This is a genomic window from Anaerostipes amylophilus, assembly GCF_025567365.1.
Taxonomy (GTDB): domain Bacteria; phylum Bacillota; class Clostridia; order Lachnospirales; family Lachnospiraceae; genus Anaerostipes; species Anaerostipes amylophilus.
This window is the reverse complement of the sequence record NZ_JAOQJG010000010.1, coordinates 19,716-31,947: the sequence shown is the minus strand read 5'-3', so window position 1 is coordinate 31,947 and position 12,232 is coordinate 19,716. Positions and strand designations below refer to the sequence as shown.

At 36.9% G+C, this 12,232-nt stretch carries 10 protein-coding genes, 8 tRNA genes and 1 rRNA gene; all 19 read left to right on the top strand.

Features of this window, described 5'->3' with window-relative positions:
• Nucleotides 1-103, top strand: a 23S ribosomal RNA gene (locus OCV53_RS11905); the annotation flags it as partial.
• 67 nt (nucleotides 104-170) lie between these two features.
• Nucleotides 171-243 (top strand) — tRNA-Asn (locus OCV53_RS11900).
• A 46-nt stretch (nucleotides 244-289) separates the two neighbouring features.
• Nucleotides 290-361, top strand: a tRNA-Glu gene (locus tag OCV53_RS11895).
• 34 nt (nucleotides 362-395) lie between these two features.
• Nucleotides 396-468, top strand: a tRNA-Thr gene (locus OCV53_RS11890).
• A 6-nt stretch (nucleotides 469-474) separates the two neighbouring features.
• Nucleotides 475-548: transfer RNA gene (locus tag OCV53_RS11885), tRNA-Ile, on the top strand.
• Nucleotides 549-575: 27 nt separating this feature from the next.
• Nucleotides 576-649, top strand: a tRNA-Asp gene (locus OCV53_RS11880).
• A 27-nt stretch (nucleotides 650-676) separates the two neighbouring features.
• A tRNA-Val gene (locus OCV53_RS11875) sits at nucleotides 677-749 on the top strand.
• Nucleotides 750-780: 31 nt separating this feature from the next.
• Nucleotides 781-866, top strand: a tRNA-Leu gene (locus OCV53_RS11870).
• A 47-nt stretch (nucleotides 867-913) separates the two neighbouring features.
• Nucleotides 914-987: transfer RNA gene (locus OCV53_RS11865), tRNA-Arg, on the top strand.
• A 178-nt stretch (nucleotides 988-1,165) separates the two neighbouring features.
• A complete protein-coding gene (locus OCV53_RS11860; RefSeq protein ID WP_055198495.1) occupies nucleotides 1,166-1,837 on the top strand; it encodes a C40 family peptidase in 672 nt (223 codons plus the stop codon).
• A gap of 142 nt (nucleotides 1,838-1,979) precedes the next feature.
• Nucleotides 1,980-2,645, top strand: a complete 666-nt coding sequence (locus OCV53_RS11855; protein ID WP_055198493.1) for an HAD family hydrolase — start codon at nucleotides 1,980-1,982, stop codon at nucleotides 2,643-2,645.
• 159 nt (nucleotides 2,646-2,804) lie between these two features.
• Nucleotides 2,805-3,446 (top strand): dihydroxyacetone kinase subunit DhaL, encoded by a 642-nt coding sequence (gene dhaL, locus OCV53_RS11850; protein WP_055198491.1) that lies wholly within the window; start codon nucleotides 2,805-2,807, stop codon nucleotides 3,444-3,446.
• A gap of 262 nt (nucleotides 3,447-3,708) precedes the next feature.
• A complete protein-coding gene (locus OCV53_RS11845) occupies nucleotides 3,709-4,086 on the top strand; it encodes a GntR family transcriptional regulator (RefSeq protein ID WP_022374280.1) in 378 nt (125 codons plus the stop codon).
• 3 nt (nucleotides 4,087-4,089) lie between these two features.
• Nucleotides 4,090-4,962 carry an ABC transporter ATP-binding protein gene (locus OCV53_RS11840; protein WP_022374281.1) on the top strand — a complete coding sequence of 291 codons (873 nt, stop codon included), beginning with the start codon at nucleotides 4,090-4,092 and terminating at the stop codon, nucleotides 4,960-4,962.
• A 15-nt stretch (nucleotides 4,963-4,977) separates the two neighbouring features.
• Nucleotides 4,978-6,069: a hypothetical protein gene (locus OCV53_RS11835; protein WP_055198489.1), complete on the top strand. Its 1,092-nt coding sequence runs from the start codon at nucleotides 4,978-4,980 to the stop codon at nucleotides 6,067-6,069.
• Nucleotides 6,053-7,102 carry a hypothetical protein gene (locus OCV53_RS11830; RefSeq protein ID WP_055198487.1) on the top strand — a complete coding sequence of 350 codons (1,050 nt, stop codon included), beginning with the start codon at nucleotides 6,053-6,055 and terminating at the stop codon, nucleotides 7,100-7,102. Before OCV53_RS11835 ends, OCV53_RS11830 begins: the two co-directional genes overlap by 17 nt.
• Entirely contained in the window at nucleotides 7,102-8,532 is a 1,431-nt protein-coding gene (locus OCV53_RS11825; protein ID WP_055198485.1) for a hypothetical protein, read from the top strand. Before OCV53_RS11830 ends, OCV53_RS11825 begins: the two co-directional genes overlap by 1 nt.
• A 385-nt stretch (nucleotides 8,533-8,917) precedes the next feature.
• Entirely contained in the window at nucleotides 8,918-10,525 is a 1,608-nt protein-coding gene (locus OCV53_RS11820) for a CTP synthase (RefSeq protein WP_055198483.1), read from the top strand.
• Nucleotides 10,526-10,948: 423 nt separating this feature from the next.
• Complete coding sequence (locus OCV53_RS11815; protein WP_055198481.1) at nucleotides 10,949-12,202, top strand: alcohol dehydrogenase catalytic domain-containing protein; 1,254 nt, start codon at nucleotides 10,949-10,951, stop codon at nucleotides 12,200-12,202.
• Nucleotides 12,203-12,232 lie beyond the last annotated feature (30 nt).

The following is a 12,232-nucleotide window of genomic DNA, read 5'->3' as shown; positions in this document are numbered from 1 at the left end:
AAGGTAGTAAGACCCCTTGAAGACGACGAGGTAGATAGGGCAGAGGTGGAAGTGTGGTAACGCATGGAGCTGACTGTTACTAATCGGTCGAGGCTTTAACCAAAGAAGGCTAGAGTGTAAGAGATGTGAATAGTTCTTGTATGTTGTTTTGAAGGTATATGCCTTAATAATCCTCGATAGCTCAGTTGGTAGAGCACACGGCTGTTAACCGTGCTGTCGCTGGTTCGAGCCCGGCTCGGGGAGTTTGATACTGAATAAAGTATTAAGACCGTGAAGCGGTCGGATATAAGGCTCCATGGTCAAGTGGTTAAGACACCGCCCTTTCACGGCGGTAACACGGGTTCAAATCCCGTTGGAGTCATTGCGATTCATAAATGAGTGATATCGTCTAATATGCCGTTGTGGCTCAATTGGCAGAGCAGCTGATTTGTAATCAGCAGGTTACCGGTTCAAGTCCGGTCAACGGCTTTAAACGGACCTTTAGCTCAGTTGGTTAGAGCAATCGGCTCATAACCGATCGGTCCGGGGTTCGAGTCCCCGAGGGTCCATTTAATTAAATAAATATTTTACATTCTGGCCCGGTGGCTCAGCTGGTTAGAGCGCCGCCCTGTCACGGCGGAGGTCGTGGGTTCGATTCCCATCCGGGTCGCTAGATTGTGTTTAAAACCAATCATTTGGGATCATAGCTCAGCTGGGAGAGCATCTGCCTTACAAGCAGAGGGTCATAGGTTCGAGTCCTATTGGTCCCACTTATATGCCAGATATTTAAGGTATGTATATGCCGCAGTGGCGGAACTGGCAGACGCGCAGGACTTAAAATCCTGTTCGAGTTAAATCGAGTACCGGTTCGATTCCGGTCTGCGGCATTTAGATGTGAATAACATCTGAGTTGTCAAATATGACAATTAAATATGTGGGCGTAGCTCAGCTGGATAGAGCGTCTGGCTACGGACCAGAAGGCCGGGAGTTCGAATCTTCTCGCCCACGCTGAAGAGATCTGATTTATCAGGTCTCTTTTTGTATTATTAGAAATAATAAATTTTACAATTATTGCATTTATTCATTACAAAAATTAAAACAATACGTTATTTTCTTTACATTTGTATTAGTTTATGTTAGACTTGTCAAGTATGTAACAGAAGTGTAACAATTGAAAGGGATTTGAATGAAATCACGATTAAAGAAAATAACAATTTTCTCATTAGTCTTTTTATTTATATTTAGTACAACATTAACAACAGCACCTAAGAAAGAAGTAAAAGCTGCAGAAGGCTATAGTGGGAAAATCTTCAGACATTGGACAAGATTAAGAACAGGAAAGTCAAAGAAAGCAAAAGTATTAAAAACATTAAAAGTTGGAACTGCGGTTACAGTATATGGAACAAGCGGAAGCTGGAGAAAAGTTTCTGTAGCAGGGAAGACAGGATATGTACCAAAACAGTATGTATATGTTGGTACAAAAGCTCCTTCATTAACAGGAAGTACATATGAGAAGGGACAGACAGTAGCTGAATTTGCACAGCGCTTTGTTGGGAATCCTTATGTATGGGGTGGAACTGATTTAAATCGTGGAGCAGATTGCTCTGGATTTATTGGTTCTATATACCGTTCATTTGGATATAAGCTTCCAAGATCTTCATCTGAATTAAGAAGCGCAGGAAGAAAAGTATCTTACAGCCAGAAACAGCCAGGAGATATCATCTGTTATAATGGACATGTTGCTATGTACATTGGAAATGGAAAGATTGTACATGCAAGCAGCAGAAAAACAGGAATTAAGATTTCTCAAAGAGCAAATTACCGCAGTATTGTTTGTGTAAGAAGAATTGTAAAATAAGAAAGTATATAGAAGAATCTTTGCATCAGATATATGATGTAAGGATTCTTTTTTTGATATTAGAGTTGATTAATTGTATAATAAGAATAATTTCAAAAATAAAAAGATTTTAGCAAAATCATAGATAGGAAGGAAAAGAAAAATGAAAAAATATAAAGGAATCATATTTGATCTTGATGGAACATTACTAGATACCATAGAAGATTTGACAGATAGTGTAAATGATGTGATGCAGCTATATCATTTTCCACAACATGATACAAAAAAATGTAAAATGATGGTAGGAAATGGATTCCGTAAATTGATCACAAGAGCATTGCCAGAGGAAAGACAAAAGGATGAACAGTTTATCGATGAAGTACTAGCACAATTTGCCAAGGCATATCATAAAAGATATTTGAATAAAACGATTCCATATGAAGGTATTTTACAAATGGTCAATGAACTGCATAAGAATGGAATACAGACAGCTGTCAATTCAAATAAGCGAAGTGACTATACAGAAGCTTTGGTTAACAAATTTTTTGTACAAACACCTATGGTAGCAGTATATGGAGAACGTGAAAGTAAAGGCATTCCAAAGAAACCAGATCCAGCAGCTGCATTAGAAATTGCAGATAAAATGAAATTATCACCAGCTGAGATTTTGTATATCGGAGATTCAGAAACAGACATGAAGACAGGACAAAATGCTGGAATGGACACAATTGGAGTTGCATGGGGGTTTAGAGGAGCAGAAGAACTTAAAGCAAACCATGCAACTTATATTGCAGAAAATCCAGAAGATATCTTGAAATACATTTTATAAACATAGAATATAATATGAATCAATTACACCCTTAGAGTGAAATATAGCACCATAACAGGTGCTATATTTGAACTGAAAATCATTTCAGTAGAAAAAGATTGTATGCTAAAATAAACATAGATAAGATAAGTACAATATTAATTTAAAGAGGTGTAAATTATGTCAAGTTTTAAAAATGCAGAAGCTGGAGTTATCGTAGATCAGTTGATTAAGACAATCCAAAAAGAAAGAGATTATTTAAGTGAAATCGATGGTAAGATCGGAGACGGGGATCATGGAATTAACATGAACAAAGGTTTCACAATGTGTGAGAAGAAATTAGAAGGAACTACATATAATCTGTCAGAAGGATTGACAACACTTGGAGAGACACTGTTAGAAGATATCGGTGGGTCAATGGGACCTCTCTATGGAATGTTATTTGATGAGATGGCTCAGGCATGTGAAGATGCAGATGATATCACAGTAGATGTATTTGCAGATATGATCACAGGAGCTGTAGAAGGAATTCAGGATATTAGTCCTGCTCAGGTAGGAGATAAATCTTTAATCGATACATTAGTACCAGCGAAGGAAGCATTTGTAGAAGCAAAAGAAGCTGGAAAAGATTTTGCAGAATGTTTAGATGCAATGAATGAAGCAGCAGAGAAAGGATGGCAGTCAACAAAAGATCTTGTAGCGAAGATCGGTCGTGCAAGTCGTCTGGGAGAACGTTCAAGAGGTGTTCTTGATGCAGGAGCAACAAGCTGCTACTTTATCATCACAACAATTGGGAATGCTGCAAAAGAATTATTAGCCTAAGAAAACAGTTAAGAGCAGAACAATCAGTTTTCTCTCATCGTGAAAGTGATGAACCTCTATATATTCATACAATTCGTTTGGAGAAGGACTTTGAAGTTTCAATTAAGAAGCTTTAGGGTCTTTTTCTTTTTTTGTATAAAAATAAAAAACAGATTGACAAATAAATAAAAAGTGTATATGATAACTGTATCACATGAAGTGATACAGTTAGTACAGTTAGTGATACAGTGCGATAAGATAAAAACAATAAGGAGGTGCCAATGTGTTTCGAATTAATCCGGCAAGCGGGAAAGCAATCTATGAACAGATCATGGAACAGGTAAAAGAAGCAGCATGGAAGGGCTACTTAAAACCAGGAGATGGACTGCCATCGGTCAGGAAACTTGCGTTACAGCTGAGTGTGACACCGAATACTGTAGCGAAAGCATATCAGTTACTTGAGAAAGAGAAAGTAATCGTAACAATCAGAGGAAAGGGAGCATTTTTAGCAGAAAATGCTTCACAAGAGGTGGATAAAGGAAAGATGCAGGAAATTAAAACAAGTCTGAAGGAGATATTAAGTGAACTTCGTTATGAAGGATATGACGAAGAGAAGATTGCAAATCTGATACATGAGATTTATCAGGATCTGGAGGGATAGGATATGAAAGTGATCGAACTAAAGGACGTAAAAAAATCATATGGAAAACAGGAGATTCTTCATGGAATCAATCTTGATGTAGAAGAAGGGAGCATTCATGGGCTGGTAGGACGAAATGGATGTGGAAAGACAACACTGATCAAGTGTATCACAGGAATCTACGAACAAGATCAGGGGCAGATATTAATCTGCGGTGAAGAAGTTTTTGAGAATCCAAAAGTAAAAGCAAAGGTAGGATATGTTGCAGACAGCAACCAGTATTTTGACGGGTACCACATTGACGAGATGATTGAATTTTATAAACAGATGTACCCGACATTCGAGGAGAAAGCATTTAAAGACTACAATCAGAGTATCGGATTAGATGTAAGTAAAAGGATCAGGGAATTATCAAAAGGGCAGGCAATGTCATTAGCTGCGATGTTGAACTTGTCTATTCATCCACAAGTCATGATCATGGATGAACCAATGTCAGGGCTTGATGTGATCGTACAAAAACAGATTAAAGACTTTATTGTCAATGAAGTTGATATGAACGGAATGAGTGTGTTTATATCTTCTCATGATCTGAAAGATTTAGAAAGTTTCTGTGATTCCGCAAGCATGATGAAGGAAGGAAAGATCCTTTATCATGGAACGATGGATCAGATGAAAGAAAGATTTACAAAATTACAGGTCGTATTTGGAGAAGCAAGAAGTGAGATCTTCAAAGAACTTCCTGGAGTGATCACATATTCCAATCTTGGAAGCGTGTACACAGTTGTGTTAGAAGGGTATGGACAGCCAATTTTCGAGGCATTAAAACAAGCAGGAGCTATTGTGGTAGAAGAGATTCCATTAAGTTTAGAGGAAGTATTCGTCTACAGCAATCGCTAAGAGGGAGATGAGGAGATGAAATTTTTTAAGAAATATTATCTGGTGCTTCCGCCAGTGGCATTGATCTATGGAATTTATATATTAAATATAAAATATCCTTATGATGGATTCCCACAGACATTAATGGATTCCATAATTAATGGATGGTTATTGATATGGGTTTTATTTGCAGCATTATCTGGAGGAATCATATATCAGCTACAGCAAAGTAAGAAGCAGCAGTATATATACAGTCTGCCATGGACCAAAAAAGATATTTATAAAAAAAGTGCAGCAGGGCTTCTTGTATCACTGATGATCGCAGAGGTCGTTTATGGAATTTTCTTTGCAGTAAAACTTACAATGATTCCAAGTAAGGAATCACTTACAAATATCATTGTATGTACATTATTAAATGCAGCATTCTGCTTTGCACTTTGTGCGGTTACACATTTTGCAGTTGTAGTGACAGCTTATATCTGGCAGGGATTGATTCTGGCAGTGATCAGCATTTATGTGATGCTTCCAATCATTATTCAGAATACAGCATTTTTAATTCAGATGGTATTTAAAATCAAAACATATAAATATGCAATCTTTGAAAGGATGATCTATTCAGCGTATGATCGTCGATTCTTGTATCCATTAAATTATCAGTTGGATATAAGTATATTGGATACAAATTTAATCTGGAAAGCACAATATATGAATACATCATTGATCTGTATTGCAGCATTTATAGCAGCAGGGGGGTTATGCCTGTGGTTTGCAAAGCGTAAATTTATAAGACAGAACCTGGCACAGAATCGAATGCTGACAAGGTTGTCAAGGATAGAAAACAAGCTGGTCATGACGGTCGGACTGTCATTTGTAATTTTCAATGCAGTAAGCAATCATGAAATAAATCAACAGGTATTTAATTATGAAAGAACTCTGTACAACAGGATTTATGAGTTGATAGCATGGAATAAAGGCATCATGGGAAATGGGGACAGCTATAGAATGATCATGCAGAAGTTAAGCGGAATGCATCTGTTGATATATTTTGCAGTGATCTTTGCAGGATGCTATGTTGCAGTCTCATTGGTTCAGACAATAAGGAGGAAACATTATGAGAGGGCTTGTTAAGCATGAAAAAAGAAATATGCTGATCATAACATTGGCGTTTACGATCGTGGTATGGTTTGTGTTACAAGGCGCGATTGCAAGTGATATTGCAGGAACTGGAAATCAGATCAATAACTTTGATGGATATATTTATGACAACTATGGAAATCTATTTTTGGGAACGCTCAATCAGTATTATGAATCATTTATTATGATACTGATGATACCAATCAGTTTTGTTGCAATCATGCAGTATCGGGAAAGCAGTATTTCAAAATGCGGTGAATTTTTAATGCAGCTGCCAGTAAAAAGAGGCCAGATCTTTCTGGTCAGAACGATTATCGGAATGATGATATATACGATTCCGTGGCTGTTTTTTTTCTTTGGAATGATCATGATGAGAATTCAGGCAGAGTCATGGTATGAGATGAAATTATCGTCATGTACAAATGGAGAATTATTGCTTGGGAATGATAATGTCTTCCACTTGTGTGTATATCTTTTATTTATGTGGATTTCATTGACATTGATCTATGCCGTAGCAGTATTTTTTCAGAATATCTGTAAAAGACCATGGATCGCAGGAGCTATTGGAGTGGGAGCAATGTGTTTTCCCGTATTTATGGACTATGTCATGCCGAAAGTGAATCTTCTTCCAGGTGGGATGCTTAATGGATGGTGGATGGCAGCATTTTTTGAAAATGGACCAATATCAGAAGAATGCGTGTGGGATGAGGGTGTACACCAGACTGTAACAATGGCATCGTTTGATCATTTTGTACAGATCCTTTTAATTCAGATTCTGCTTATACTGGTATTTTTCGCAGTTGCTTTCTATGTATTTAAAAAGGCAGATATGGCAAAACGAAATAATTTCATGTATTTTCCATGGATGGAGAAACTGTTTTTATGGATTTTCCCATTTTGCGTTTCATTGTTCATAGTAGTAATAGGATTTAAGATTCAGTCATATAAAGGCGGCGTTATCGCAGTAGTTATTGCAAGTATCGTATTTTATATGGTAAGAAGACATAGAAAAAGGAGGGAAGCATAATGTATATGAGCTTATCATTGGGAGTGATCATTATCTTATTGCCACTGCTTCTTTTAGCATTTCTGATCGCAGTGGGAGTTGTGCTTTACCGACATCCATCAAAACTACAGAAAAAATGGTATCAGGTATCGTTGAAAAAAAGAAGAAGAGTAAAACAGGCAGGAATCTTTCTTGGATTTTGTGCAGCAGCCGCATTATTCATCTATCCTTTAGTGAATGGAGAAAAATTTGTATCAACGATCCGTCTTTCTGCGAAGGAAAGAAATCTTATCACAAAAAATAAAATTAAAAAGACAGCAGATGAATCCTCAAAAGCAGGAACAGCGAAAAATGATAAATGGCTGAAATCATTATATAAGATCATAAGATCAGATGATACGATTGCAGCACAGTTTTTAAGTAACAGCAGCAGTTATGATGAATGGGCATCAAATATTGGCATTGGGTCAACTGGAGAATATGAAATGCGGTTGTTTGCAGAAAATGTTGTAGCTGACAAGTTCGCTGAAAAGAAATCCGATGAGGACATTGATTCTGATGAAGATTTTGACAGCTATGATGACACAGGATTTTATAAGATTATCCAAAGACCAGATAATACATTGGAAGAAAATTATCAAAAACTGACAGATTCAGAGAAACAAGATGTCAGAGCTCTGAAATGGCATTATAAGGATGGACTTTTATATGCAACAGATGATGAGCATAAAGTATGCATCAATGGAACAGCCCAGATTTCCATGAAGGATACCAAACTGATCAATATGATGGAAAAATCCGGATACAAGGGTATTAAAAAGTGGATGGAACAATGTGAAAATGATCAGGCAGGAATCAAAGTAAAAGCAGGAAATAAAACATATTTGCTTCATAATACAGATAAATGGCATAAATTCGAGAAAAATGGTTTGTCAATTTTCTATAATTACAAGCGTTTTATCATTCGTTTTGATGCAAACAAAATACTTGGCATAAAGAGCAATCTATCAGAACTTCCACAAAGCGGAAGAGCATTATGGACAGTCATAGCGGATCAAAGTGGAGCATCTTCAAAGGAAATTATTCTTCGTTCCTATAATGATGAGGGTCTGTATGCCAAGAAAAATGTCCAGATCTTTATGAAGGATCACAAGATCAAGCAGTTATTGATTTACTGGGACAAGGCAGATGAATTAAAAGGATTTACAAAAGAAGAAAATATATTTATGAAAGCATGCTTTGAGAAAATGGGTATTGCATCTGAAGATGCACAAAAATGGTTAGAAGAATTTAATTCTGTATCTTTGTCAAAGAAGAATGCCCAGAATGGAGAACTTGGGAACTGGACATATAGCTATGGAAATAGTGAAAATCAGATCGTTTCTTTAGTTGATAGTGATCATGATGATAATTATGTAAATTTTTACAAAAAAAGTAAAGGAAATAATTGACAAAAATAAAATGATATGGTAAATTATGGGTAGAAAGTGCTTGTAGCACATAACTCCCCTATAATAAACAGATCGAGATCTTAGGTTTTCCTGCGATGATTCATCGCCCATACCCCAAAGAATCTCAAACATTTGTAATTTAGATCATCATCAACAATCATTTTATTTATCTACAATCCTCTATCTAGATAATGTGATACAGGCACTTTCTCTTTTGCATGATGACAACAAGGGTTCTGATTCTTTTATAGTTTAAAAGGATCAGAACCATTTTTCTGCATTTTTAAGAAATCACAATGACAAATGAAAAATAATATGATATGATATTGTTTTGAATGGAATAATATAAGAAAGTAGTAGTAATTCACATATAGGAGGAAAAAACATGCCAGTAAAGTACGTATTTGTCACAGGAGGAGTTGTATCTGGATTAGGTAAAGGAATCACGGCAGCTTCTCTGGGACGATTACTAAAAGCCAGAGGCTATCATGTCACAAGCCAGAAGTTTGATCCATACATCAACATTGACCCAGGAACAATGAATCCAATCCAGCACGGAGAAGTTTTCGTAACAGATGATGGAGCAGAGACAGACTTAGACCTTGGACATTATGAAAGATTTATCGATGAAGGACTGAACAAGAAATCAAACGTTACAACAGGTAAAGTATATTGGAGTATCTTATCCAAAGAACGTCGTGGAGATTACGGTGGTAACACAGTACAGGTAATCCCACATGTAACAAATGAGATCAAGAGCCGTTTTTACAGAAGCGAAGATCCAAGTGATCAGGAAGTAGCGATCATCGAGATCGGAGGAACAGTCGGAGATATCGAGAGTCAGCCATTCTTAGAGGCATTAAGACAGTTCCAGCATGAAGTAGGACATGAAAACTGCATTTTGATTCATGTAACATTAATTCCATACTTAAAGAGTTCAGGAGAATTAAAGACAAAACCAACACAGGCAAGTGTGAAAGATTTACAGGGAATGGGAATCCAGCCAGATATCCTTGTTTGTCGTTCAGATTATCCATTAGATGACGGGATCAAGAGAAAGATTGCTCAGTTCTGTAATGTAGACCGTTCAAGAGTCATTCAGAACTTAGATGCAGAAGTATTATATGAAGTACCTCTGATGATGGAGAAAGAACATCTGGCACACGAAGTATGTGAATGTTTAAATATGCCATGCCCAGATCCAGATCTTGATGATTGGAAGAAGATGATCGATGCTTGGAAACATCCAAAACATCAGGTAGAAATTGCCTTAGTTGGTAAATATGTATCTTTACATGATGCATACATCAGTGTTGTTGAATCATTAGAGCATGCAGGAGTTGCTAATTCTGCCAATGTTAAGATCCGTTGGGTAGATTCAGAGAGAATCAGCTCTTACAATGTAGATGAGATGTTAGGTGGGGTTCACGGAATCTTAGTTCCAGGTGGATTCGGAGATCGTGGTATTGAAGGAATGATCTGTGCGATCAAATATGCAAGAGAAAATAAGATTCCATATCTTGGAATTTGTTTAGGAATGCAGCTTACATTAGTAGAATTCGGACGCCATGTCTTAGGATTTGCAGATGCACACAGCAAGGAATTTAATCCAGAGACAACACATCCAATGGTTCATATTATGGCAGATCAGGATGGAGTTACAGATCTTGGAGGAACTTTACGTTTAGGATCTTATCCATGTGTATTAACAGAAGGATCCAAGGCATATGAATTATATGGAGAAAAAGAAATCCATGAAAGACACCGTCACAGATATGAAGTAAATAACAAATATCGTGATGTTCTTCAGGAGAATGGAATGATGTTATCTGGATGTTCACCAGATGGAAGAATCGTAGAGATGGTAGAGATTCCAGAACATCCATGGTTTGTGGCAACACAGGCACATCCTGAATTCAAATCTAGACCTAATAAGGCACATCCTTTATTTAAGGGATTTGTTGAGGCAGCATTGAAACATCAAGGGAAATAAATTTGTGTGTTGGCCAACTGTAGATTTCGAGTATATGATAAAAAATAAATAAGCAACTGAAAGTGCTGCGGTGGAATTTTGTTCAAAATATGGCAAAATTCCAATGCATCGCTTTCGGTTGCTTATTTATTTTTTATCATATACCAGAAGTTTATAGTGTGGACAATTCACAAGATTGAAAAATTTAAGGCGGTGTGTATGCTTTAATGTATTGATTTATATTTTTAAGTAATAGATTTCTTTTATCTTCTGTTAATGAATACAAAAATTATCAGCCAATCTCCTTTAACATATACGAAATCCTACCGTCGCACAATTTTACCAGTTCTTTTTCCCTTCATCCTATGTTATAATAAAAAAGACTAATTGAACAATTATCATAATGCGACATTGACATTTGACAAACTTAGGGGGCGAAAGACCATGAAGATCAAAGGAGTCAGACTCTATGGAGTCAAAGATATACGTCTGGAAGAATTTGAAATCCCTGATATCACAGAAGATGAAGTACTGTTGAAGATTGAATGTAATGGGATTGCTATGTCAACGCTAAAAGAGATCACTTTGGCACAGCGGCATTTACGAGTACCAAAGAATATTAAGAAGAAACCAGTACTGATCGGACACGAATTTTCAGGAACAATTGCGAAGGTAGGAGAAAGATGGAAGGATGAATATCAGGAAGGAAAGAAATTTGTGATCGTACCTGAGATTCCACTTCAGATTGAATCACCAGGATATTCTTACCCATATTTTGGTGGAGCAGCTACCTATTGTATTGTACCGGGAGATGTTATAGAGAAAGGATGTTTGATACAAAGAGAAGCCGGAGCGTTTTATGAGCTTGCTCAGGCACAGGCATTATACAGTGTAGTAAGCAGTTTCCACTCAAATTATCACAGTAAACAAGGATCTCATGATCATATATCAGGCATCAAAGAAGGTGGGAATACGATCATTCTCGGAGGAGCAGGACCTATGGGGCTTATGGCCATTCGATATGTACTTGAAATGGATAGGAAACCCAAGCGTTTAGTGATCACCGATACGAATAAGGAACGTTTAGAGAAAGTCAGGAAGATCATTCCGGTTGAGGAAGGCAGGAGACACGGAGTAGAACTATACTATATCAATCCATCGATGGTAACAGACTCTGTACCAGTATTATTAGCAATGACAAATGAAAAAGGCTATGATGATGTCTTTGTTTATGCACCCCCAAAATGTGTAGCAGAGATAGGAAACCGCATTATGGCAATGGATGGTTGTATGAATATTTATGCAGCTACAGCTGATAAGAACTATCGTGCAGGAATGAATATCTATGGAAGTCATTATTTAAAGACCAAACTGATTGGATCTTCAGGAGGATTACGATCTGATATGGTCGAAGCACTTGAACTGATTGAGAATAAAAAGATGAACCCGGCAATAGGAATCACACATATTGGTGGAATCAATGCAATCGTAGATACGACTTTGTATTTAAAGAAAATGCCAGGGTCTAAAAAGATCATCTACCCACAGATAGATCTCCCGCTTACAGCAATTGAAGATTTTAGAAAGCTTGGAGAAACTGATCCAGTATTCGCACAATTGGCAGACGCATGCAGTAATCATGGAGGGTTGTGGAATTCGGAAGCAGAAAGTATTTTGTTGAAGCATTTTGAAAAATAACAACAAGGATATATGAAGAAACATAAAACT